The organism is Pseudomonas sp. BIOMIG1BAC (assembly GCF_001705995.2).
Lineage (GTDB): Bacteria > Pseudomonadota > Gammaproteobacteria > Pseudomonadales > Pseudomonadaceae > Aquipseudomonas > Aquipseudomonas sessilinigenes.
Genome location: NZ_CP049045.1, coordinates 2863410 through 2887181, shown reverse-complemented (window position 1 = coordinate 2887181; position 23772 = coordinate 2863410). Strand labels below are relative to the sequence as shown.

Here is a 23772-nt window from a genome sequence, read left to right as displayed (position 1 = left end):
GGACCTCAGGCAGCCCACTGGCGGGCCACTTGTAGCAGTTCGCCACGCGCCCGCTCCAGGGCCTCGCCACGGGCTTGTGGATCGGCGAACTGCAGGGGCTGGGCATCGACGAATTGCGGATGCTGCACCCCAATGAAAGCGAAGGCGGCCCTCAGCGCCGGGGTCAGGGCGTCCATCCAGGCCATGGGATTACCCGGGCGCAGGTCAGCGCCGCGGCTGGTCAGGAACAACACCTTCTGCCGGCTCAGCTGACCGACGATGCCATCGGCGGTGTTCAAGTAGGTCAATTCGGTACGGGTGATGTTGTCGATGTAGGCCTTGAAACTCGAAGGCATCGACCAGTTGTACATGGGCATGGCGAACAGGCACGCATCGGCCTGTAGCAGGCGCTCGCAGAGCACGTCGGATGCCGCCAGGGTCTGGCGCATCTGCTCAGTACGCGCCTGGGGCGCGGTGTAGGTCGCGATAGCGAAGGCTTCGGTAACGGCCGCTGGCGCCTCCCGGGCCAAATCCAGATAGTCGATTTCCAGCTCCAGCCCCTGCGCCTGCAATTGCTCGATGAAATAACGCCCCAGGGCGCGGGAATTGGAACGCTCGCCCTTGGCGCTGGCGTCGACGTGCAGCAACTTCATGGTGGGTACCTGTCTTGCAAAAAAAGAAAAAGTTCGCGCCTACCTGCTGGGAAACTGCGGGCGATCTTGCGCCTTAGATGGACGATGGCAGGCGTGCCAACATCCAGGGCCAGGCATGATCGGCCACTTTGGGCCTATGCAATTCCTGGCGAGAGAGAGACTAAGGCCCCGAGTCCCAGGACCCTATAACCAATTCAACATATTCCCGGGAGACCACTTGCCGGACCTACCGCCCGTATACCCGCCTGTAACCGTCTATTGGCTAGGTTGCTGCACCTGCAAGTCCGACACAAGTTCAGCAAACAGACAGTTATATTGCTCTATGGTGTCCGTTTGATAGCCACTGTATATTCGCGCTTTCCTGGGGAATCATTGAGTAGATGAACAGACTGACAAGACAGGTCATGCAACGACCCTGCCTGAGTATTTTTGTGATAGCCCTCGCTCTGTTCATGGGTTTGCAATATAAGCTGGCGATACTTAATTACACTACTCGCTTCGTCGACTTTGCAGACTACATGCTCTATCACGGCATGACACTCTTCCCAATTTCCGACGATTTGAAGCCCTACCCCGACTATACGATTGCCAATACATTCCTGGCTTATCTGGCATCGTTGCCTTTCGGTCGCCTATCCATTCTTTCAATGGGTCTGCCCTATTGCATTTGCGCAGCCTTGATCCTGGTATTCACTTATAAACTGGGAGCCCTGCATGACAAGAAGTGGGGACTGTATGGTGTTCTCTTTGCCCTTTTTACCTGGGGTTTTCTCGATGCCGTCAACTCGCTGGCGCTCGATGTCTATCCGGCACTATTTACCGTTGTGTGTTTCTATCTGGCCTATTGTGCAGAGTTGAAGCGACAACCTTGGCGCCTGGCCCTGGTATTCCTTTGCCTGGTGCTTGGTTTCATGTTTCGCGGGCCTATCGGCTTGATCGGCCCGGCGATCGTGGTGGGGTCCTATTACCTGTTCAGCCGCCAGTGGCGTACGCTGGTCCTGTTTTCGCTGGTCACCGGCCTGCTGTTCATTGTCGGTGTAGCACTGCTGGCATGGGCTGCCTATATACAGGGTGGCGAGAACTTCATGCGTGAAGTATTGATGATGCAGGGGCTGGACCGTATCGCCAGCAATCACAGGCCACGCTACTACTTCTACTTTACTGGCGGATTGATTACCTATGGCATCACAGTGTTCTTCGCCCTGAATGTCATCGCCAGGAAGTACAAACAGTTTTTTACACAAGCCCGTTCACTCGATAGCAGCATGCTGCTCTATCTTACCGTCTGGTTCCTCGCACTGATCCTGTTCTTTACAATCCCCAATTCGAAGAAGGCTCGCTACATCATTGCAATAACTCCGGCCATTTCACTACTGGCGGCCTATATTTTTATCGACAAGAGCGACATGTTCAGCCGTGCCAGGAACTGGGTATTGGGTTTCTGCCTGAAACTTCCGGCCATTGGCGTGGGATTGGCACTGGCGGTAATGATCTATAACTGCTACGCGAGCGAGCCGTTAAAGCCAAACTATATTGGTGTGTTCACAAGTTTTGCCATCTTGACTATCGTCCGCTACTTCATGGACCGAAACTATTATGTCCACCCCCATCGCGAGCTGCTCGTCCTGGCCTTCGGGGTCGCGGCATTTCTTGCCTTGGATGCGTTCTTCTTCAACCCCATCACTTACTACCAGGAGTTGGCCATAGAACCGACGCCCAAGTTCCTGCCTTATTGGTTCTGGTAATGCCATCGGGGCCGTTCCGCCAGCGCTCATGGCCCCGGTCGGTAACTACACGAAGCCCTGTGGGACGGGTAACCTTGCGCCTATCTATCAGATTTGGGCAAGCCAATGGAACTTCATGTAGTGATCAACGGCCGCAAGGACCTGGCCGAGCAGCTCTACCAGCAGCTGCGCAGCGCCATGGAGTCCGGACGACTGGCCGCCGGTAGCCAGCTTCCTCCCAGCCGGTTGCTGGCTGAACAGTTGGGTATCTCGCGCAAGACGGTGTCCGACACCTACACCCTGCTGACCTACGAAGGCTACCTGGTTGGAAAGATCGGCCGCGGCACCTTCGTCAGCCCTCGCCCGATCAAGGCCGCACATAAGCAAGAGGCCCAGGACCTGGCCTGCGCCCAGAGCCTGGCCCGCTGGCAAGCCATACCCTCGCCACTGCGCCACCCAAGCCTGGAAGGCACGCTGCGCTATGAGTTCATTGGTGGCGCTACCACCCGCGCGCAGTTTCCCGCAGAACAGTGGCGACGCTGCACCCAGGATGCACTGCGCCGCCTGAGCCAGGCAGGCAGCTTCTACAGCCAACCCGAGGGCTTGCCGGTGCTGCGTCACGCCATCGCCGGGCATGTGGCGTTTTCCCGCGGCGTGGTGTGCACGGACCAGGACATTGTCGTATGCAATGGCGCCCAACAAGCCCTGGACCTGATTGCCCGGGTGATCCTGGAACCCGGCAGCCTGGTGGCCATGGAGGACCCGGGCTACACCCCGGCGCGCCTGCTGTTCCAGGCCCAGGGTGCCCAGGTGCTGGGAATCCCGGTAGATGACGAGGGCATAGAGGTGGCCAGGATCCCCGATGGCGTACGGTTGATCTATGTCACGCCTTCGCACCAGTTTCCCCTGGGCATGCCCATGAGCGAGGCTCGCCGCAAGGCTCTTTTGGAACGGGCACGGGAACTGGGGGCAATCGTCATCGAGGATGACTACGACAGCGAGTTCCGCTACGAGGGGCGTCCTGCCGACTCCCTGCAAAGCCTGGACAGCCTCGGGGTGGTGGCCTATGTCGGGACCTTCTCCAAGACCATCCTGCCGCAGCTGCGACTGGGCTACGCGGTACTGCCACCAGCGATCCTGGCAGCGGTGACCAAGGCCAAGCAATTGAGCGATTGCCACACCGCGACCCTGTCGCAATGGGCGCTGGCCAAGTTCATCGACGAGGGCTACCTGCAAAAGCACATCCGTCGTTGCCACACGGTGTACGCAGGGCGCCGCGAGCGCATCCTCCAGCGCCTGCAAGGCGACCTGGCGCCCTGGCTGGAGGCGGTGCCCTGCACGGCCGGGTTCCACCTGGCGGCCTTGTGCAAGGTGCCGGTGGACATCCCGTTGCTGCTGGACCTGGCGAAGAAGGTGGAAGTCGGCCTGTACTCCCTGCACGAGTTCTTCCACGACCACCCGGTACGTGCTGGCCTGTTCATCGGCTTCGGAGCCATCGAGACCCTGGACATCGACCCGGCCCTGGACAAGGTGCGCGATATCCTGAGGCAGATCACCTGAGGCGTGACGGCATTGGTCTGGCGCTCTTAGCCAGGATTGGCTATAGGGCGGCCAGGCCCCCGGGCTTAGCCTGAAGGCGTATTTCAATCCTTTGGAGAAGCCGAAAATGAAAGCCCTGAGTACCGCCCTGGCCACACTTGCGTTGATGACCTCCCTGGGGGCCGCGGCCCACGAGCCGGTGTACGGCCAGGAGAAACTGGCGATCCTGCAGGAGCAGCCACTGGCCCACCTGCCGGGCAAGAAAGCCCTGATGCTCACCGTCGACTACGCCCCGGGCCAAGCCACCGTGCCTCACCGCCATGCCGGGGCGGCCATGGCCTATGTCCTGGAGGGCGCCATCACCTCCCGGGTCAACGATGGTCCGAGCGTCACCTACCAGGCTGGACAATCCTGGTTTGAGCCTGCCGGCTCGCAGCATCCGGTCTCGGCCAACGCCAGCCAGACCCAGCCGGCCAAGCTACTGGTGTTCATGCTGATGGACGCCAAGGACGAAGTGCTGACGCCCCTGGAACACTAATCCTCTAGCCGCACACGCACCTGTAGCCGCTGCTGAGCCGGCGAAGCTGCGACAAGGCCCCCAGGGCCTGCAGCACTCGACCTGGCAACCCATCGCCCCCGCCGTACAGACGCGACACACCTCTGCGAAGCCTGCAGCAGCGGCCACACCCAGCATGTTGCAAGATTTGGTAACACTACCGGGCAAACACCCAGGTGAAACCGAATCGCCATGATGCTGTCTCATCGCTATCGGTAACGGTCGGGGTCGCCCGAACCGGCCTTCGGGCCCATCGGGTTGCGCAGTGCGCTACCCTCTTCAAGCGACCTCGTCCCCCCTGTTTACCGGCACGTGCATCCTGCCTGCGCAGCATGCCGCACCTACTCAATCAAGGCTGAAAGAGCGAACCATGAAACAGAACATTCTCCTCGTTGCCGTCTGCGCCGCCCTGCTCCAGGCCTGCACCTCGGCTAACACTTCCCATGAAGGATCGCCTTCCATGCCCGCCGCCACCTCGTCCACCGCTGCCCAGCCGGCGCTCCCGGCCTATTACTGGAACCTGGTATCGGCCACCGACGCCTCGGGCAAGCCCATCCCGGCCCTGGCCAAAGGCATCGAGCGCAAGCTGCGCCTGACCTTCGGCGACCAGAGCCTGAACATCAGCGGCGGCTGCAACGGCCAGTTCGGTGGCTACACCTACCAGAACGGCGTACTGAAGGTGCAACAGCTGGCTTCGACCCTGATGGCCTGCGACAAGAGCCTGATGGACCTGGACAGCGAGGTCGGCCGCCTGCTCAAGGGTGACCTGCGCACCAGCGTCACCGGTGATACCCCCGAGCCGATGCTGCAGCTGACCACCCAGGACGGTTCGGTGCTCAAGTTCCAGGGCGAAGAAACCCCGGAGACCCGCTACGGCAGCAAGGGTGAGATCAAGTTCCTGGAAGTGGCCGCCAAGACCGTCAAGTGCAGCCACCCATTGATCCCCAACTACCAATGCCTGCAAGTGCGCGAGCGCCGCTATGACGACGCCGGCCTGCAACTGCCGACCCAGGACACCTGGCACCCGATGTACGACTCGATCCAGGGCTACGAGCACCACAACGGCGTACGTACCGTACTGCGGGTCAAGCAGTACGAGTGGAAGAACCCGCCGGCCGACGCCTCGTCGCAGGTCTATGTGCTGGACCTGGTGGTCGAGCAGGACGCTTCGGGCAAGAGCAAATAAGCACTGCCCTCGCCCTGCCAGTGCCTGGCGATCCTTATCGCAGCAAGCAGGATCGGCTTGCCATCGTAGAGGACCCTCGCCCAACAACAAACCAAAGCGCAGCCAAAGGGCTGCGCTTTGGCCTCCAGGCAACTGCATGTCGCCAGGTCAGCTTCTGCTGGCGAGTCTTGGCGATGGAGCTGCCCTTCCTGAATCCCCGATCCCAGCCATAAACGCCTCCCGCATAGACAGGATCAGTGTCGCCGGATCCACGGCCTCGCCATTAGGTCTGCGCGTGATGCGTGTGAGCAGCACCACGCCCAGTGCTTCTTCCCGCTCCCTAATCGCGCGTGACAACGTGCGATTGTTCGATGTGCAGCCGTCCGGCGGGACGGGCGAAGTGTTGTTCTTCAGCGACGGCCAGCAAGCAACGCAAATGTCTGAACGCCATCGCGATCAGTCATGCCGTCTTACTCTTCCCAACAGCACGAGCACCAGGATCGCCGTCGCTGCCGCAGCCCCCGCCAGGACAAGAAGCTGAAAACGGAATGCGCCTTCATATGCCTGCAACAGCAGCGACCGTCCAGCCGCTGGCCAATGCGCCAGGGCATTGTGTAGGTCACTCATTGCCAACCGGTTGGATGCTTCGACCAAGTCTGCATTCGTCATTGGCCCTGATGCGCCATTCGGCACGCAAACCACCAGCCCAGAGAGAATGTTGGCGGACATCATGGCCCCCACGGCGGCAATGGCCATCCCGTCGCCGGCCAGGCGCACCGCATTGAAGATTCCCGCAGCCATGCCCGCCCGCTCCTTGGGAACAACGCTCACGGCCAAGCCATCCATCAACCCCCAGGGCAGGCCGATGCCAATGCCGATCACCAGCATCGCCAGCAAGCGCGCGCTTTGCGCACCGCCAGATAGCGTCAAGCCCAACCAGGCCAGCCCGGCTGCCGCAATGACCAGGCCAATGCCGGACAGCACGCCGACGTTGATCCAGCGCGCCAGCACGCCGGCAACGAAGGGCACCACCAGTAGCGGCGCGGACAGCGCGATCATCATCTGCCCGGCTGCCAGTGCGCTGTACCCTTCGACCCCAATGAATCGGGCTGGCAGCATGACCAGCAGCACGATGTACGCATAGGCCGGCGCAATCGCCAGCACCTGTACCCCGACGAACCGGGCATTGGCGAACAACGACAAGTCCAGCATGGGCTTGGCCTGCCGACGTTCGATAACGACAAAGGCGGCCAGCAACATGAGGGCGCCCGCCAGGCACGCCAGCACCCAGGCATGGTGCCAACCTCGCTCGGGCGCAAGAATGATGCCGTAGGTCAGCACGGCCAGCCCGGCGGTGAAGCTGATGGCGCCGGGCCAATCCAGTCCTGTGGCACCGGGGTCGCGTGTCTCGCGGGCAAATGGGGCAATGAGTGCCGATGCCAGCAAGGCGACCAGCGCCGGTAGAAAGAACACCCATTGCCACCCCAGGGTGTCGATCAGCAGTCCAGCCATGAACGGGCCGAATGCCGCTCCAGCGCCGAAAGTCGTACCGATCAGGCTGAATGCGCGCGTGCGGGCATGTCCATCGAACTCTTGTGTCAGTGCAGCCATCGCCCCCGCAAAGGCTGCCGCCGCGCCCAGGCCCTGAATGAGCCGCAGGATGTCGATCCAGAACACCGACGGCATGAAGGGAATGGCCGCTGTTATCACCGCGAACAACAGCATGCCGGACAGCCAGACCCGCTTGCGCCCATAGGTGTCGGCCAGGCTGCCGGCGGCCAGTGTCGCACTGCCGTAGGTCAGGATGTAGGCATTGATGATCCAGGTTAGCTCGACCGCGCTGCCGCCCAGTGCCTGGTTGATCGAGGGAACGACCACCGCGGGGCCGGCGATGCTCAATGGAATGACGGCGGCGGTCAGGCAACCGGTGACGATCAACGCAGCTTTGCCAAATTTCGCGTCCGACTCGAACGCAGTGCTGGTACTCATCGGGTATCCCTTGAAAATAGCGAGGCCATGCATGGCGCCCGCGGATTCACGGTGGTCGCGGCAATGCCGCGGCCACCTCGTTGAATAATTGATGATAGAAAGGAACCAGTGATGGAAAAATAGTGCAAACATCACGACAAACATGACAGATCAGTCAGCAATTGGAGGGATGAAATGGATAGCCACGGCGGCATGACGATCTTTGTGCAGGTAGCCGAATCGCGCAGCTTCGCGACAGCGGGACGGCAGTTGGGTATCTCCGCATCGGCGGTCAGCAAGGGCGTGGCCCGGCTGGAGCAGAAGCTGGGCGTGCGCCTGTTTCAACGCAGTACCCGCAGCGTGAGCCTCACAGCGGAAGGCGCGCTGTTCCTCGAACGCTGTCGGCGCATTCTTGCCGAGATCGCTGCGGCCGAGCATGAGTTGGCCAGCACGACGGCGACCCCGCAAGGCCGGCTGCGGGTAAGCCTGCCTCTGGTCAGCGGGTTGATGTGGCCGGTGTTGTCGGCTTTTGCCAGCCACTATCGGCAGATCGAACTCGACCTGGATTTCAGCGACCGCTTGGTGGATGTCGTGGACGAAGGGTTCGATGCGGTGGTGCGCACTGGAGAGTTGAGCGACTCCCGACTGATGAGCAAGCGCCTGGGTATCAGCCGCTTTGTCTGCGTGGGCGCACCAGGCTATTTCGAGCAGCACGACAGGCCCCAACAGCCCGAGGACATCGCCCGGCACGCTTGCTTGCTGCATCGCGTCCCAAGTACCGGCCTGCTGGAGAAATGGCGTTTGCGACGCGGCGACGAAGACGTCGACCTACGCCCAGCACCAAGCATGACGAGCAACCACCTGGAGACGCTGCGGCACATGGCTATCCAGGGCCACGGTATCGCCTATCTGCCGGACTTCGCGGTCAAGGCAGCCCTCGATCGTGGAGAACTGGTGACGGTGTTGGACGACTGGGCCGGTTCGTCCAGTACCTTCTGGGTATTGTGGCCCTCCAATCGGCAGCTGTTGCCCAGAGTGCGGGCGTTCGTTGATTTCATGGCTGAACATCTGTTCCCGGCGGGATCACTCAGATGATTGGAGGTCCGCGTTGCCACCCAATTTCCAGGACACGCCTGTGCCGTGTACCCCGGCGGCAAGCTGTTGGCCTAGGCGCTGCTCGATCACAGGCTTCCTTGGCAGCAGCGAAAATCCCATGCCGTCATCAAGCATGGCCCAGCGCCCGCTGGCGAGCATGATGCAGCGCCGGAGTGCTGGGCTTGTTGCGCTGCCTGGAGCGATCCTCCATGAACTTTTCGCACAGCTCCTGACCGTAGGCGCCTGAATGAAAAAAGCCCCGTATCTTGCGATACGGGGCTTTTGCGTTGCAGCGGGGGCGGTCGGTTACAGGCCCGACTGGCCGCTCATGGCCAGGTCCAGCAGTTCCCGGTTGGCCACTGCGTACATGGCGTAGTCGGTGCCGCTGGCGGCACGGATTTCCACCATCATCGCGCGCCAGCGCTCGACCATGCTCAGGTTCTGCTCAAGCCACAGGGCCACGCGGGCTTCCATGTCTTGTGGCGCATCGGCCATTTGCAGGACCGAGATGGTGATCGCCCGCTGCTGCCAGTCCACGTCGTCGCGGAAGGCTTCGCGTGCCTGGGCCTGCCAGTTGTTGGCCACCGGCAGATCGCTGATCTGCTGCAGGTACCACGGCAGGTCCAGGGCGCTACCTACGGCGAAGTAGGCCTTGGCCACATCGGCGGCGTTGTGCCCGGTGACGTCGGCAGCCTCGATGATCGGCAGCAGGGTGTACAGGTGGGTCGTACCGGCCACCATGCGTGCCAGCAGCTCCGGTACACCAGCCTCGACGTAGGCGGTGTAGCGCGACTGCCAGCCTTCGCGGGTCGGACCTTCCAGCAGCTCGTCGAGCTTCAGGCCCAGGGCTGCCAGGTGCGGACCGAAGTGCGCCACGTCACGGGCGGCATCCTGCTCGTTGCGACGGCTGCGCAGGAACCAGCGGGTAGCCCGGCGACCCAGGCGCATCAGCTCGTCCATCAGCTCCAGCTGCACCTGTGCCGAGACCTGGTGATCCAGGGCCTCGATCTGGCGGAACCAGTGCGGCAGGTGGAAGATGTCACGCACGATTACATAGGCGCCGGCCACGTTGGCCGGGCTCATGCCGGTGGACTCCTTCAAGCGCTGCACGAAGGTGATGCCCATGTGGTTGACCAGGTCGTTGGCGATCTGGGTGCTGACGATCTCGCGCTTCAGGCGGTGACGACGCATGGCTTCGGCGAACTTGCTGACCAGGGTCGGCGGGAACGCGGTTTCCATGTCGCGGGTCAGGTAGTCGTCGTCCGGCACCTGGGAGCCCAGCAGCTGCTCCTTGAGGTCGATTTTGCTGTAGGAGATCAGCACCGACAGCTCCGGACGGGTCAGGCCCTTGCCGGCGGCGACGCGCTCGTTGAGCTGCTCTTCGCTGGGCAGGAACTCGATGGCCCGGTCCAGCTTGCCACGGCCTTCCAGGTCGCCCATCAGGCGCTTGTACTCGGCGATCCGCTCGTAGGCACGACGCGCAGCCAGGGACAGGGCCTGGGTCTGCTTGTAGTTGTTGCCCAGGACCAGGCCCGCCACTTCGTCGGTCATGCTCGCCAGCAGCTGGTTGCGCTGCTTGTCGGTCATGTCGCCGGCCTGCACCACTTCGTTGAGCAGGATCTTGATGTTCACTTCGTGGTCGGAGCAGTCCACGCCACCGGCGTTGTCGATGAAGTCGGTGTTGGAGCCGCCGCCGTTGAGGCCGAACTCGACGCGACCCAGTTGGGTCATGCCCAGGTTGCCGCCCTCACCCACCACCTTGCAGCGCAGTTCGTTGCCGTTGACCCGCAGGGCGTCGTTGGCCTTGTCGCCGACATCGGCGTGGCTTTCGCTGCTGGCCTTGACATAGGTACCGATGCCACCGTTCCACAACAGGTCCACCGGCGCCTTGAGCAAGGCGTTGAGCAGCTCGGTCGGGGTCAGCTTGTCGGCCTGGATGTCGAAGCGTTCCTTCATCTGCGGCGAAATGGCGATGCTCTTCGCGCTACGGGAGAAGATGCCGCCACCCTCGGACATGATGCTGGCGTCGTAGTCGCTCCAGGCCGAGCGCGGCAGGTCGAACAGGCGCTTGCGCTCGACGAAGCTGGTGGCCGGATCCGGATTCGGGTCGACGAAGATATGCAGGTGGTTGAACGCCGCCACCAGTTGCAGCTTGTCGGACATCAGCAGGCCGTTGCCGAACACGTCGCCGGCCATGTCGCCCACGCCCACCACGCTGATCGGGTCTTCCTGGACGTTGATGCCGCGCTCGCGGAAGTGACGCTGCACGCCGACCCAGGCGCCACGGGCGGTGATGCCCATCTTCTTGTGGTCGTAGCCGGCCGAACCACCGGAGGCGAAGGCGTCGCCGAGCCAGAAGCCGTAGTCGATGGCGATGCTGTTGGCGATGTCGGAGAAGGTCGCGGTGCCCTTGTCGGCCGCCACCACCAGGTACGGATCATCGTCGTCGTGGCGAACCACGTTGGCCGGCGGCACCACGCCACCGTCCTTGAGGTTGTCGGTGATGTCCAGCAGGCCGGAGATGAAGATGCGGTAGCACGCTACGCCTTCAGCGGCGATCTCGTCACGGCTGCCGCCCAGTGGCAGGCGACGCGGCAGGAAGCCGCCCTTGGCGCCCACCGGCACGATCACCGAGTTCTTCACTTGCTGGGCTTTTACCAGGCCCAGGACTTCGGTACGGAAGTCTTCCTCGCGGTCCGACCAGCGCAGGCCGCCGCGGGCGACGTTGCCGAAGCGCAGGTGCACGCCCTCGACCCGTGGCGAGTAGACGAAGATCTCGAACTTCGGCACTGGCTTGGGCAGCTCGGGGATCAGCTTCGGATTGAACTTGAAGCTGAAGTACGACTTGTTCTGGCCGTTGGCATCGGGCTGGTAGAAGTTGGTGCGCAGGGTGGCCTTGATCAGGTCCAGGTAGCGCCGCAGGATGCGGTCCTCGTTGAGCACCTGGACGTCGTCCAGGGCGGTGAGGATCGCTTGCTCCAGGCGCTGCTGCTTGTCGTCCAAGTCTTCCTGGGTCAGCTTGCGGGCCAGGTAGAAGCGGGTCTTGAACAACCGGGTCAGTTCGCGGGCGATGTCGGTGTGGTTGTTCAGGGTGCTGGCGATATAGCCCAGGTCGAAGCCCAAGCGGATCTGCTTCAGGTAGCGGGCGTAGGCACGCAGCAGCGCCACGTCGCGCCATGGCAGGCCTGCGGTCAGCACCAGGCGGTTGAAGGCATCGTTCTCGGCGTCGCCGCTGACGATGTGGACGAAGGCGTCCTGCAGCGTGTCGTTGAGCTGCTGGATATCCAGGTCCAGGCCCTCGGCGGCGGTGAAGGCGAAATCGTGGATCCAGAACTCGCGGCCATTGTTGTGGCGCAGGCGATACGGGAACTCACCCAGGACCCGCAGGCCGAGGTTTTCCAGGATCGGCAGCACGTCGGACAGCGCCAGCGGGGTATCGGCGTGGTACAGCTTGCAGTGCAGCTCGCGCTGGCCGGTCACCTGGCCCAGGGGCTGGTAGAAGCTCATCACCAGCGGGTTGCTTTCGCTCAGGCTCAGCAGGTGCTGCATGTCCACCACCGCCGAGTGGGCGGCGAAACGCTCGCGGTAGCCGGCCGGGAAACCTTTCGGGAAGTCAGCCAGGACATTGGTGCCATGGGCCTCGCCGAAGCTCTCGACCACCAGGCTGGCGTAGTCGTCCTGCCAGCTGCGGCAGGCCTGCACCACTTCGCGCTCCAGCAGCAGCGGATCGATGTCGATGCGCTGTTTCGGGTCGACCCGCAGGATCAGTTGCACGCGGGCAAGGACCGACTCGGAGAAGAAGGTCCAGAACTCGCAGTCGGTGGCCTGCAGGCGTTCCATCAGGACCTGCTGAATCTTCTGCCGCACTTCGGTGGAATAGATGTCGCGCGGCACGTAGGCCAGGCAGTAGCAGAAACGGCCGTACGGGTCCTTGCGCAGGAATACCCGGATCTTGTTGCGTTCCTGGATCTGCACGATGGACATCACGGTGCTGAACAGCTCGTCCACCGGCGTCTGGAACAGATCGTCACGGGGCAGCACTTCCAGGACCTGGGCCAGTTCCTTGCCCAGGTGGGCCTTGGGCTGGAAGCCGGAACGCTGCTCGATGACCTCGACCTTGCGGCGGATGTACGGGATCACCCGCACGCTCTCGCCATACACCGAGGAGGTGTAGAGGCCCATGAAGCGGCATTCCTTGATCACCTTGCCGTCGGCATCGATCTGGCGGATCGACACGAAGTCCGGGTAGGCCGGGCGATGCACGCGGCTGGGCAGCGAAGCCTTGGCGAACGACAGCGGCGTCGGCTCGCGCAGGTAGTTCACGGCGTAGTCTTCGATGTGCAGGTCGTCGCCGGTGAGGCCGGCGCGCAGCAGCTTGGCCAGGCCCAGGAAGGAGTTCGGGTCATATTCGATATGCCCGCCGTCCTGGTCGGTGCCGACCACGAACTCCTCGTAGCCCAGGAAGGTAAAGTGGTTGTCCACCAGCCACTCCAGGAAGCTCTTGATCTCGGACTTCTCGTCGGCGGCGATGGCGAACTGGCTGTTGTCGATGCTCTGGATCAGTTCCTGGACCTTGGCCTTCATCGGCTCGAAGTCGGCCACGGCGACACGCACCTCGCCCAGCACCTGCTCCAGCTCCTTGCCCAGCACGCTCAGTTCGGCGGCGTTGGCGCAGCGGTCGATCTCCAGGTACATCAGCGACTCTTTCTGCACGCCTTCGCCCTGGGTGCCCTTGGGCAGGATCTCCAGGAGCTCGCCCTTGCTGCCGCGGCGCACGCTGAGCACGGCGGTCTGCAGGGTGTGGATGCTGTAGCCGCGACGGTTGAGCTCGGTGCGGACCGAGTCCACCAGGAAAGGCAGGTCATGGTGCAGGACTTCCACCGCGGTGTGGGTCGACTGCCAGCCATGACGTTCGTAATCGGGGTTGTAGACGCGCACTTGCGGTTGCGCGTGATCGAAGCGCTCAAGCAGGCGCCAGGCAGAGAGGGTGCAGCCCGCCAGGTCGGACATGCGACGCTGGGTGAGTTCGTCCAGGGAAATGATGCCGAAGAATTGTTCAGCGAACAGCGCCACTTGTGGCAGTGCCTGTTCACTGATGTGCTGCGCCAGTGCCGCTTGCAGTTGGTGCTGGAAGTCGGCCTTGCTGGCTGCGGTGAAGAACGCCATCTGTGGTACTCCGCTTGAGCTTGTTATTGATGGTAGCGTCGCGTGTGGCCCCTTGAGGGGCGCCGGGGCATCCTGCTCCTGAATCTCGGGCAGAGGTTGCAGGGTGCCAGGTGAATGAAGCTGGACGAGGCGTGCAGGTCACATTCACTTCTTCCCGGGATGGGCATCTGCCAAGGCGAACGGGGCCATGCCTTGGCCGGTGATCATCACAAAACAGACGCAACCCATTGCACTTGAGAACAAATTGTCCGCTGCGCAGCTTAACGAGTGCGATGCGACAGCTGCTTGCGATGCTGCGACATATTCGGTCAACGGCACGCAACCGGCTGCTCACGCCCAGAACAACACTAGCAGCCACTGGAGAAAAACCTTGGGTTTTCCCCGCTTTCACGGGACTTGCGTACCAAAAATGACCGAGGCACCGATTGCGTTCACAACCTGTCCACTGGCAGACAGATCAGCAGAAATTCCCCGGCGCTGGCAGAATTGCCTCTTTTGCCCTGCCCCAGGAATACCTCCATGCAGATGACCACCGCCCACCTGATCGCCAACCCCTGCGATGACGAAGAAGACAACATGGCCATGCTCTGCTGCCACAGCACCCAGGGCGAGATGTTCCTGATGAGCCGCTATCCGGACGAGGATGAGCTGGAAATCACCCTCGACGGCGAGCCCTCGACCCTGGACGGGGTCAAGGTGACCCTCAGCCCCACCACCCTGCTGATCGAGATCGCCGCGACCGACGCCGATGCCCTCAACGGCTCGGACCACCTGCAAATCCACCACGCCACCAGCGCCGCCGACCTGGCCGAAGTGGAGCTGACCCTCAAGAACATCCTCAAGGGCACCGGCACCTACATCAGCCAACTGTCCTGAGCCTGTGGCAGCAGGCGCCAGTTCCTAGGGTGCCGTGGGCATCGTGTAGCCACTACCGCAAGCTGCACATGCCCCCATAGCGGGCACCAGGCTCCGGTCGTGCCAGGCGCCTTGCGAAAAAGTCGGGATTTTTTCGAAATCACTCTTTCCCCGTTAGTCGGCGGGGCCTGCTATGGATTAAAGTATCGCCCCCGGCCCGGGCGTTATCACAACGTCCGGGCGCACCCTCTCCAGGAACACTCATCGATGGAACATCGTGAAGCGCTCTTAGCGCTGCGAACCTTTCTTTCAACGCAGATTCTCGGCCAGGAAAAACTCATCGAGCGCTTGCTCATCGCCCTGCTCGCCGACGGCCACATGCTGGTCGAGGGCGCTCCGGGCCTGGCCAAGACCAAGGCCATCAAGGAGTTGGCCGACGGCGTCGAAGCACAGTTCCATCGAATCCAGTTCACCCCCGACCTGCTGCCCGCCGACATCACCGGCACCGAGATCTATCGCCCGGAAACCGGCAGCTTCGTGTTCCAGCAAGGCCCGATCTTCCACAACCTGGTGCTGGCGGACGAGATCAACCGGGCCCCGGCCAAGGTCCAGTCGGCGCTGCTGGAGGCCATGGCCGAGCGCCAGGTCAGCGTCGGTCGCAGCACCTATGAACTGTCGCCGCTGTTCCTGGTGATGGCGACCCAGAACCCCATCGAGCAGGAGGGCACCTACCCGCTGCCCGAAGCCCAGCTCGACCGCTTCCTGATGCACGTCAAGATCGGTTTCCCGGATGCCGCCGTTGAGCGGCGCATCCTCCAGCAGGCCCGGGGCGAAGCGCTGAACGGCGAGACCATGCCGGAGCGACGGGTCAGCCAGCAGGCGATCTTCGCCGCCCGCAAGGAAATCCTCGGCCTGTACATGGCCGATGCGGTGGAGGAATACCTGGTGCAACTGGTCATGGCCACCCGCACCCCGGGCAAGTTCGACCCGGAACTGGCCGAGTGGATCGCCTACGGCGCCAGCCCCCGCGGCTCCATCGCCCTGGATCGCTGCGCGCGCGCCCATGCCTGGCTGGCCGGACGCGACTTCGTCAGCCCCGAGGACATCCAGGCGGTGCTGTTCGACGTGTTGCGCCATCGCATCATCCTGTCCTTCGAAGCAGAAGCGGCAGGCATCGACCAGGACCGTGTGGTACAGCGCATCCTCGACGTCGTTGCCGTCGCCTGACCTCCATGACCCACGCCAGCGCCGAACCCGGCATCCGCATCACCCTCGGTGAACTGATCGAGATGCGCCACCGCGTGCGCGAGGTGCAGCTGTTCTCCACGCCCAGCCAGCGCAGCCCGCTGGTGGGGCTGCACCATTCCAAGCTGCGCGGGCGTGGGGTGGACTTCGACCAGGTACGGGTCTACCAGGCCGGCGACGACGTGCGCACCATCGATTGGCGCGTCACCGCGCGGACCCAGGAACCCCATACCAAGTTGTTCCACGAAGAGCGCGAGCGGCCAATCTTCATCATGGTCGAGCAGAGCCGCCAGCTGTTCTTCGGCTCCGGGCTGATGTTCAAGTCGGTGCTCGCCGCCCAGGCCGCGAGCCTGATCGGCTGGGCCGCCCTGGGCCACAACGACCGGGTCGGTGGCCTGGTCTTTGGCGACGACGAGCACTACGAGATCAAGCCCCGGCGCAGCAAGCAGAGCCTGCTGCAATTGCTCAACCGCCTGGTGCGGGTCAACCAGTCGCTGCACGCCGAAGCCCAGCCCCAGCGCGACGCCCTCGGCACCGCCCTGCTGCGCGGCCGCGAAGTGCTGCGCCCTGGCAGCCTGGTGATCGTGATCTGCGACGAGCGCGCCCTGAGCGATGCCGCCGAGCAACAACTGAGCCTGCTGTCGCGTCATTGCGACCTGCTACTGATGCCGCTCTCCGATCCCCTGGACCACGCCCTGCCCGCCGCCGGCCTGATGCGCTTCGCCGAGCGCGGCGCACAGCTGGAACTCGATACCCTGAGCTATGAGCTGCGCCAGGCCTACCGTGCCCAGAGCGAAGCACGCATCGCCCGTTGGGAGCGCCTGGCGCAAAAACTGCGGGTATTGCTGATGCCCTTGAGTACCCAGAGCGAGATGGTCGAGCAACTGCGCGAGTACCTCAACCCGCAGCGTCCGGGAGCCGGCCGATGAGCAGCCTGGAGCAACTGCAACCCCTGCTGCCACCGCCGCCAGTCGGCCTGTGGCCACCAGCGCCAGGCTGGTGGTTGCTGGCCGTATTGCTACCGGCATTGGCTTTCGCGGCCTGGCATTGGCGGCACCTGTGGCCACGCAAGAAAGCACCGACCCGGGCCGAGCAACCCCTGGACCCGGTGCGCCTGGCCGCCCTGGCGGAACTGGCGCTGCTGCCCAAGCCCTATGACGGCGCCCCGGCCGGCGCCTGGCTGCAGGCGCTCAACGCGCTGCTCAAGCGCCTGTGCCGCAACCACTACCCCAATAGCCAGAGCCATACCCTCAACGGTCGCAAGTGGCTGGCGTTCCTCGACAACCGCTGCCCGGCCGCCGGGCTGACCCGCTGGATGGTCTTGGTCGAAGGCGCCTACAAGCCCGAGTGCAAGCTCGACGACAAAGCCATCGCCGGCCTGACCCAGGCGGTGGATACCTGGATTCGCAAGCATGTTTGAGTTCGCCTGGCCATGGGTCTTCGCCCTGCTGCCCCTGCCCTGGTTGTTGCGCCTGGTATTGCCAGTGGCCGATAGCGGCGAACCGGCGCTCAAGGTCAGCTTCCTCAGCGACCTGGAAAGCCTGTCGCGCAGGCGCGCCCGGGCGCACCTGCCCACCTGGCGCCAGCAGGCCCGCTTCATCCTGCTGTGGGTCCTGCTCCTGCTGGCGGCGGCACGCCCACAATGGCTGGGGGAACCGCTGCCGGTGGCCGCCAGCGGCCGCGACCTGCTGGTGGCGGTGGATGTTTCCGGCTCCATGGACTTCCCCGACATGCAGTGGCAAGACGAGGACGTCAGCCGCCTGAGCCTGGTCAAGCACCTCTTGGGAGACTTTCTCGAACATCGCGAAGGCGACCGGGTGGGCTTGATCCTGTTCGGCAGCAAGGCCTACCTGCAAGCGCCCCTGACCTTCGACCGGCATACAGTGCGGGTCTGGCTGGATGAGGCGAAGATCGGCATCGCCGGCAAGAACACCGCCATCGGCGACGCCATTGGCCTGGCCCTGAAACGCCTGCGCCTGCGCCCGGCCCAGAGCCGGGTGCTGATCCTGGTGACCGATGGCGCCAACAATGGCGGCGAGATCGCCCCCATCACCGCCGCGCGTTTGGCCGCCGAGGAAGGCGTGAAGATCTATCCGATCGGCATCGGTGCCGATCCCGAACAGAGCGCCACCCTGGGCGTACTGGGGATCAACCCCAGCCTGGACCTGGACGAACCGGCGCTCAAGGAGCTGGCCGAGGTCACCGGCGGGCGCTACTTCCGTGCCCGCGACGGCCAGGAGCTGGCGACGATCAAGGACACCCTCGACCAGTTGGAGCCGGTGGCCCAGCAACCGACCCAGGCCCGTCCGGCCCAGGCCCTGTATAGCTGGCCACTGGCGGCGGCGCTGCTGCTCAGCGTACTGCTGGTGGTGCGCGAGCGCTGGCCGCACAACCCCCTGCAACGATTCCTCACCCAGGAGCACTTTCTGCAACCCTTGCCCGACTGGCGACAACGCCTCAAGCGCCTGCGCCTGCGGAGGCGTCGATGATCAGCCTCTGGCCTCACTGGTTCCGACCCTGGTGGCTGCTGGTGCTACCGCTGCTGGCATTGCTGCTATGGAAGCTCTGGCACCGGCAGAAACGTGCCGGACGCTGGCAACTGATCCTGCCACCGGCCTTTCATGCCGCCCTGCTCAGCGGCGGCAGTGGTCGCGAAAGCAAGCTGCCATGGATCGCCCTGGGCCTGGCCTGGTTGCTGGCGGTGCTGGCCCTGATGGGCCCCAGCTGGCAGCGCGTGGAACAGACCAGCCAGAAGCCCGCCGATCCGCTGGTGGTGCTGCTGGAACTGACCCCGCAGATGCTGGCCGGCGATGTGCCGCCCAATCGCCTGGACCAGGCCCGGCACAAACTGCTGGACCTCTTGGCCCTGCGCAGCGATGCCCAGACCGCCATCGTGGTCTATGCCGGCAGCGCCCACACCCTGGTGCCGCTGTCCGACGACCTGGCGACCAGTCGCAACCTGCTGGACGCCCTCAAGCCGTCGATCATGCCCGAGGCCGGCCAGCGCGCCGACCTGGCCTTGCTCAAGGCGCTCAAGCTGCTGGACCAGGGTGCCCTGGGCCAGGGCCGGGTACTGCTGATGGCCTCCTCCCTCAGCGAACAGGAGCGCCAGGGCATCCGCCAGGCCCTGGACGGCGATGGCCCACAGTTGCTGATGCTGGGTATCGGCAGTCGCGACGGGGCCCCGGTGCCTCTGGATGATGGCAGTTACCTCAAGGATGACCTGGGGGCGATCCTGGTATCGCGCCTGGACAGCCCGAGCCTCAAGCAATTCATCGGCGAGGTCGACGGCCGTTATCGCCAGGCACGCCTGGATGACAGCGACCTGCGAGGCCTGGGCCTGCTAGGCAACCCCCAAGGCGTGCGCAACGACGGCCAGACCCTGCGCCTGGATACCTGGGCCGACCAGGGTTATTGGCTGCTGCTACCGTTGCTGCTCCTGGCCGCCTGCGCCGGTCGCCGAGGCTGGCTGTTCTGCCTGCCGCTGCTGTTGCTCGGCGCACCACAACCCAGCTACGCCTTCGACTTCAACGATCTCTGGCTGCGCCCCGACCAACAGGGCCAGCGCCTGTTGCAGCAACAGCGCCCAGCCGAAGCCGCGCGGCACTTCCAGGACCGGCAGTGGCAAGGCATGGCGTTGTACGAAGCCGGCAACTACACTGCCGCCGCCGAGCGCTTTGCCGAAGGCAACGATGCCCGCGCCCATTACAATCGCGCCAATGCCCTGGCCCGCAGCGGCGAGCTGGAGGCGGCTGTCGACGCCTACGAACAGGCGCTGGACCTGGAGCCCGACCTGCAACCGGCACAGCAGAACCTGGCCCTGGTGCAAAGCCTGCTGCAGCAACAGGCTGCCGAGCCGCCAGCGCCACAGACGGCCGACCCCGAGGCCGAGGACAGCGCCCGCTCCGAGGCCAATGGCGCGGCCACCACCCCGGTGCCCGGCAGCGAGACTCCAGTCGAGCCTCCTCCGGCAACGCCAGGTACAGGTGAAACCACGCAACCGGACCCGCAGGCCCCAGGGCACAGCGAGGTCCCCGGCAGCGAACTGGACGACGAACACACAACCACCCCGCTGCGCCCGGCGGTAGACAGCCTGGATGCTGAACACCAACAGGCACTGGAGCAGTGGCTGCGCAAGATCCCGGACGATCCGGGGGAACTGCTCAGGCGCAAGTTCTGGTACGAACAGCAAACCCATCAGGATCAGGGAAAAACTCGATGAGCCGCTGCACCGCCCTTCTGCTTGCCCTTGTGCTCTGGTGCTCACAGTCCCAAGCCGCCGGGCTGCTCGCCAGCCTGGACCGCAGCCAGGTGAACGCCGGGGAAACCGTCGAGCTGACCCTGGAGTCCAGTGATGTCACCCAGTTCGGCAAGCCGGACCTGACCCCTCTGCAGGCGCAGTTCGAAGTACGCGGCACGCGCCAGGTCAACCAGCTCAACAGCCTCGGGGACAGCCACGCCAGTACCCGCTGGATCATCACCCTGCTGCCGCTGCACACCGGCACCCTGGCCATCGAGCCACTGCAACTGGGCGAGATGCGCAGCCAGGCCCTGACCCTGCAGGTCAACGCCACCCCTGCGCAGGAGCAGCAAACGCACCTGGAGCCGGTGTTCATCGATGCCGAGCTGGACCAGCCCAAGGTCTATGTCCAGGCCCAGGCCCTGCTGACCCTGCACATCTACCATTCGGTGCCGTTGTTCGATGACAGTAACCTGAGCCCCTTGCAACTGAGCGATGCCCGGGTCGAACAGCTGGGAGAACCGCGCACCTACGAGAAGCTCATCAATGGCGTGCGCCACGGGGTGATCGAGATGCGCTATGCCATCTACCCCCAGCGCAGCGGCGTGCTCAAGATCCCATCGCTGACGTTCAGCGCCACCCTGGCGACTCCCGGCAACCCCCAGGACAACTCGCCCCAAGCCTCCAGGTCCGGCAAGCTGATCCATGTCAGCTCGGCGCCAATGGAGCTTGCGGTCATGGCCAAGCCGGCCACCTACCCTGCCGACGAGCCCTGGCTGCCGGCCCGCAGCCTGAGCCTGAGCGAGAGCTGGAGCCCCGAGCCTGAGCAGCCCCAGGTCGGCGACTCCCTGACCCGCAGCCTGACCCTGCGCGCCGAGGGCTTATCCAGCGCCCAGTTGCCGCCGCTACCGACCACCGAGGTCAGTGGCCTGCGCAGCTACCCGGATCAGCCGCAACTGAGCAACCAGCCGGTCGAGCAAGGTGTGCTGGGCATCCGCGAAGAGCGCCAGGCCCTGGTGCCGAGCCGGACCGGCAACATCGAGCTGCCGGCCATGGAAGTCACCTGGTGGAACACCCAGCAAGACCGCCTGGAACACGCCAGCCTGCCGGCACGAACCCTGCAGGTGGCAAGCAACCCGAACCTGATGGTGGACACTCCGGCCAGCACCCCACAGGCCAGCAACACCGCCGAAGGCCTGTGGCTCTGGCAACTCAGTACGCTGCTGCTGGCCTGTACCACCCTGCTGGGCTTCGGCCTGTGGTGGCGCGCCCGCTCGCAACCGGCGGTAGCACGGGTGGCCCAGAGCGGCCCTAGCCCGCGCTCGCTGCTGGACGACCTCAAGCGTGCCTGCCAGGCCAACGATCCCCAAGCCACGCGCCAGGCCCTGGATGCCTGGGCCCGCCAGCAACCCGAGACCCTGGCCGAAATGGCTGCGCGTTTTGTCCTGCTCTCCGACGCCCTGGACGGACTCAACGGCGCCCTCTACAGCGAAAGCGGCCAGTACTGGCAAGGCGAGGAGCTATGGCGAGCAGTCGGCACCCTCCCCGTAGCCGAGCGGACCCAGGCCCCGCAAGCCGACACCACGAGCCTGCCACCGCTCTACCCCAAGTAACCCGCCCCCAGGAGCCGGCCTGCCCGCGAAGGTGATCTCGCGGGCCTCTTCGCGGGCAGCGCCCCTCCTGCATTCAGCGATGGCGGCCGTGCACCAGAACGCAAAAAGCCCTGCACCCGGCGACAAGCCAGGGGCGCATGCCTGCGCGTAACTTAAGGCCGTGGGCGCAACAGCCGTCGCGCACCACCTCGAGAACAACAAGAACTCAGGTGAGCCATGAGCACAGTAGATCCGATCACCCTCGCCGTGGTGCGAGGGGCGCTGGAGACCGCCCAGCGTGAAATGACCCTGACCCTGGAGAAAACCGGCCGTTCCAGCGTCTTCAACCTGGCCCACGACTACTCCAATGCGTTGTTCGACCACCTCCCGGAAATGGTCCTCCAGGGCCAGGACATCCCGATCCACCTCGGCTCGCTGATCCCGGCCATGAAATGCGTGGCCGGGTTCTTCGGCGACGACATCCACGAAGGGGACGTGATCTACCACAACGACCCGGCCTACCAGGGCAGCCATATCCTCGACTGCTGCATGTACAAACCGGTGTTCTACCAGGGCGAACTGGTGTTCTGGACCGTGTGCAAGGGCCACCTCACCGACATCGGCGGCCCGGTGCCCGCCGGCTACAACCCGGATGCCAGGGAAATCTACGCCGAGGGCCTGCGGATTCCTCCGGTCAAGCTCTGGTCCCGGGGCCAGCGCCGCGAGGATGTGATCAACCTGCTGCTGACCAACATGCGCGCCCGGGTCTACCAGGAAGGCGACCTGAATGCCCAGTACGGCGCCTGCAGCGTCGGCGAGCGGCACCTGCTGCAACTCCTGGAGCGCTACGGCGTGGAGCAGGTGCGCGCCTGCATTGGCGAGCTCAAGGACATGGCCGACCGGCACATGCGCGCGCTGCTGCGCGAGGTGCCGGATGGCCTCTACCATGGCAGCGCGGTGCTGGAGGACTCGGGCCACGGCCTGGGCCAGCTGACCATCACCGCCCAGGTGCAGATCAGCGGCGATCAGGCCCGGGTGCGCATCGACAGCCCGCCCCAGGTGCCCTACTTCATCAACTCCTACGCCGGCAACTCGGTGTCCGGGGTGTACCTTGGGCTGATGATGTTCGCCCAGGTGCCGCCGCCCTATAACGAGGGTCTGTATCGCTGCATCAGCGTCGACCTGGGGGAGCCAGGAACCCTGTGCAACGCCAGCGAACCCGCGCCCCACGTCAACAGCACCACCACCCCCATGGAAACCCTCGCCGACGCGGTGCGCCAAGCCCTGGAACAGGCCGCGCCGGAACGGGTCACCGCGTCCTGGGGCCATGCCAGCGGAATCAACATCGCCGGCCACGACCCGCGCAACGACAACGCCGAATACGTGACCATGGTCCTGGCCTCGATCATCTCCGGGGCCGGGGCCAACCAGGCCATGGACGGCTGGCCGGCCTGCGGCCCGCTGTGCTGCTTCGGCGCGCTGATGTCCGGCGACATCGAACTGCTGGAATACGCCTACCCGATCCTCATCCACCGCTACAGCCTGATCACCGACAGCGGCGGCGCCGGGCAGTTTCGCGGCGGCTCGGGCACCTGCATCGAGATCGAACCCTTGCAGCACCCCATGACCGTGGTGGGTTTCGGCGAAGGCCGGCAACTGCCCACCGCCGGGGCCGCCGGGGCGCGCAACGGCTTGCTGGCGCCCAAGCTCGGACGCCTGACCCATCGCCGCGCCGACGGCCAGGAACAGGCCTACCAGCACAACGCCCAGTTGATCGCGCAACCGGGGGAGCGGGTGATCAACCTCAATCCCGGCGGTGGCGGCTATGGCGACCCCTTCCTGCGACCCCTGGAGCGAGTGGCCGAAGACCTGCGCAACGGCCTGATCTCCCTCGAAGGTGCGCGCCTGGACTACGGCGTGGTGTTCGACACCGAGCAGCGCCTGGACCACGACGCCACCCGCGCCCTGCGCGCCCGCCCCTGACCCCACGGAGCA

At 64.3% G+C, this 23772-nt stretch carries 16 protein-coding genes and 2 pseudogenes; 13 read left to right on the top strand and 5 right to left on the bottom strand.

The genetic code is table 11. The features are described from left to right. Positions 1-5: 5 nt before the first annotated feature. Positions 6-632: an FMN-dependent NADH-azoreductase gene (locus tag ATY02_RS13815; protein WP_068588306.1), complete on the bottom strand. Its 627-nt coding sequence runs from the start codon at positions 630-632 to the stop codon at positions 6-8. A gap of 380 nt (positions 633-1012) precedes the next feature. Here ATY02_RS13815 and ATY02_RS13810 point away from each other — a divergent pair, with 380 nt between their 5' ends. The 4 genes from ATY02_RS13810 (at position 1013) to ATY02_RS13795 (ending at position 5637) form a co-directional block, all read left to right on the top strand. Further along, complete coding sequence (locus tag ATY02_RS13810; RefSeq protein ID WP_083235902.1) at positions 1013-2377, top strand: ArnT family glycosyltransferase; 1365 nt, start codon at positions 1013-1015, stop codon at positions 2375-2377. Between the two features lie 105 nt (positions 2378-2482). Beyond that, positions 2483-3916 carry a PLP-dependent aminotransferase family protein gene (locus tag ATY02_RS13805; protein WP_068588304.1) on the top strand — a complete coding sequence of 478 codons (1434 nt, stop codon included), beginning with the start codon at positions 2483-2485 and terminating at the stop codon, positions 3914-3916. 106 nt (positions 3917-4022) lie between these two features. Continuing rightward, positions 4023-4433 carry a cupin domain-containing protein gene (locus tag ATY02_RS13800; protein WP_068588301.1) on the top strand — a complete coding sequence of 137 codons (411 nt, stop codon included), beginning with the start codon at positions 4023-4025 and terminating at the stop codon, positions 4431-4433. Between the two features lie 388 nt (positions 4434-4821). Next, positions 4822-5637, top strand: a complete 816-nt coding sequence (locus ATY02_RS13795; protein ID WP_068588297.1) for an META and DUF4377 domain-containing protein — start codon at positions 4822-4824, stop codon at positions 5635-5637. 267 nt (positions 5638-5904) lie between these two features. Here the strand turns inward: ATY02_RS13795 and ATY02_RS36055 are convergent. Continuing rightward, a pseudogene (locus tag ATY02_RS36055) lies at positions 5905-6067 on the bottom strand (helix-turn-helix domain-containing protein); the annotation flags it as partial. A gap of 5 nt (positions 6068-6072) precedes the next feature. Then, complete coding sequence (locus ATY02_RS13785; protein WP_068588293.1) at positions 6073-7605, bottom strand: MFS transporter; 1533 nt, start codon at positions 7603-7605, stop codon at positions 6073-6075. A gap of 174 nt (positions 7606-7779) precedes the next feature. Between ATY02_RS13785 and ATY02_RS13780 the strand changes: the two genes are divergently transcribed. Continuing rightward, positions 7780-8679: a LysR family transcriptional regulator gene (locus ATY02_RS13780; RefSeq protein ID WP_068588290.1), complete on the top strand. Its 900-nt coding sequence runs from the start codon at positions 7780-7782 to the stop codon at positions 8677-8679. Here the strand turns inward: ATY02_RS13780 and ATY02_RS36615 are convergent. Beyond that, positions 8672-8850: pseudogene (locus ATY02_RS36615) on the bottom strand (DUF3363 domain-containing protein); the annotation flags it as partial. The gene ATY02_RS13780 and the pseudogene ATY02_RS36615 overlap by 8 nt on opposite strands. A gap of 135 nt (positions 8851-8985) precedes the next feature. Further along, complete coding sequence (locus ATY02_RS13770; protein ID WP_068588288.1) at positions 8986-13845, bottom strand: NAD-glutamate dehydrogenase; 4860 nt, start codon at positions 13843-13845, stop codon at positions 8986-8988. Positions 13846-14364: 519 nt separating this feature from the next. Here ATY02_RS13770 and ATY02_RS13765 point away from each other — a divergent pair. The 8 genes from ATY02_RS13765 (at position 14365) to ATY02_RS13730 (ending at position 23760) form a co-directional block, all read left to right on the top strand. Then, a complete protein-coding gene (locus ATY02_RS13765) occupies positions 14365-14721 on the top strand; it encodes a hypothetical protein (protein WP_068588284.1) in 357 nt (118 codons plus the stop codon). 246 nt (positions 14722-14967) lie between these two features. Beyond that, entirely contained in the window at positions 14968-15927 is a 960-nt protein-coding gene (locus tag ATY02_RS13760; RefSeq protein ID WP_068588282.1) for an AAA family ATPase, read from the top strand. Between the two features lie 5 nt (positions 15928-15932). Further along, positions 15933-16874, top strand: a complete 942-nt coding sequence (locus ATY02_RS13755) for a DUF58 domain-containing protein (protein ID WP_068588279.1) — start codon at positions 15933-15935, stop codon at positions 16872-16874. Next, positions 16871-17365, top strand: coding sequence for a DUF4381 domain-containing protein (locus ATY02_RS13750; protein ID WP_068588277.1), 495 nt, complete (start codon positions 16871-16873; stop codon positions 17363-17365). The genes ATY02_RS13755 and ATY02_RS13750 overlap by 4 nt, the downstream gene beginning before the upstream one ends. After that, positions 17358-18434, top strand: coding sequence for a vWA domain-containing protein (locus ATY02_RS13745; RefSeq protein WP_068588274.1), 1077 nt, complete (start codon positions 17358-17360; stop codon positions 18432-18434). The genes ATY02_RS13750 and ATY02_RS13745 overlap by 8 nt, the downstream gene beginning before the upstream one ends. Next, entirely contained in the window at positions 18431-20167 is a 1737-nt protein-coding gene (locus ATY02_RS13740) for a VWA domain-containing protein (protein ID WP_068588272.1), read from the top strand. The genes ATY02_RS13745 and ATY02_RS13740 overlap by 4 nt, the downstream gene beginning before the upstream one ends. Continuing rightward, positions 20164-21798: a BatD family protein gene (locus tag ATY02_RS13735; protein WP_068588269.1), complete on the top strand. Its 1635-nt coding sequence runs from the start codon at positions 20164-20166 to the stop codon at positions 21796-21798. Before ATY02_RS13740 ends, ATY02_RS13735 begins: the two co-directional genes overlap by 4 nt. A gap of 216 nt (positions 21799-22014) precedes the next feature. Further along, positions 22015-23760 (top strand): hydantoinase B/oxoprolinase family protein, encoded by a 1746-nt coding sequence (locus ATY02_RS13730; RefSeq protein WP_068588266.1) that lies wholly within the window; start codon positions 22015-22017, stop codon positions 23758-23760. Positions 23761-23772: the final 12 nt, after the last annotated feature.

What these genes read in the sequence shown, in the direction of transcription:
- ATY02_RS13755 (WP_068588279.1), top strand. Translation starts at nt 15,933, where the DNA reads ATGACCCACGCCAGCGCCGAACCCGGCATCCGCATCACCCTCGGTGAA.
- ATY02_RS13795 (WP_068588297.1), top strand. Translation starts at nt 4,822, where the DNA reads ATGAAACAGAACATTCTCCTCGTTGCCGTCTGCGCCGCCCTGCTCCAG.
- ATY02_RS13765 (WP_068588284.1), top strand. Translation starts at nt 14,365, where the DNA reads ATGCAGATGACCACCGCCCACCTGATCGCCAACCCCTGCGATGACGAA.
- ATY02_RS13810 (WP_083235902.1), top strand. Translation starts at nt 1,013, where the DNA reads ATGAACAGACTGACAAGACAGGTCATGCAACGACCCTGCCTGAGTATT.
- ATY02_RS13760 (WP_068588282.1), top strand. Translation starts at nt 14,968, where the DNA reads ATGGAACATCGTGAAGCGCTCTTAGCGCTGCGAACCTTTCTTTCAACG.
- ATY02_RS13745 (WP_068588274.1), top strand. Translation starts at nt 17,358, where the DNA reads ATGTTTGAGTTCGCCTGGCCATGGGTCTTCGCCCTGCTGCCCCTGCCC.
- ATY02_RS13750 (WP_068588277.1), top strand. Translation starts at nt 16,871, where the DNA reads ATGAGCAGCCTGGAGCAACTGCAACCCCTGCTGCCACCGCCGCCAGTC.
- ATY02_RS13730 (WP_068588266.1), top strand. Translation starts at nt 22,015, where the DNA reads ATGAGCACAGTAGATCCGATCACCCTCGCCGTGGTGCGAGGGGCGCTG.
- ATY02_RS13780 (WP_068588290.1), top strand. Translation starts at nt 7,780, where the DNA reads ATGGATAGCCACGGCGGCATGACGATCTTTGTGCAGGTAGCCGAATCG.
- ATY02_RS13785 (WP_068588293.1), bottom strand. Translation starts at nt 7,605, where the DNA reads ATGAGTACCAGCACTGCGTTCGAGTCGGACGCGAAATTTGGCAAAGCT.
- ATY02_RS13740 (WP_068588272.1), top strand. Translation starts at nt 18,431, where the DNA reads ATGATCAGCCTCTGGCCTCACTGGTTCCGACCCTGGTGGCTGCTGGTG.
- ATY02_RS13770 (WP_068588288.1), bottom strand. Translation starts at nt 13,845, where the DNA reads ATGGCGTTCTTCACCGCAGCCAGCAAGGCCGACTTCCAGCACCAACTG.
- ATY02_RS13815 (WP_068588306.1), bottom strand. Translation starts at nt 632, where the DNA reads ATGAAGTTGCTGCACGTCGACGCCAGCGCCAAGGGCGAGCGTTCCAAT.
- ATY02_RS13735 (WP_068588269.1), top strand. Translation starts at nt 20,164, where the DNA reads ATGAGCCGCTGCACCGCCCTTCTGCTTGCCCTTGTGCTCTGGTGCTCA.
- ATY02_RS13800 (WP_068588301.1), top strand. Translation starts at nt 4,023, where the DNA reads ATGAAAGCCCTGAGTACCGCCCTGGCCACACTTGCGTTGATGACCTCC.
- ATY02_RS13805 (WP_068588304.1), top strand. Translation starts at nt 2,483, where the DNA reads ATGGAACTTCATGTAGTGATCAACGGCCGCAAGGACCTGGCCGAGCAG.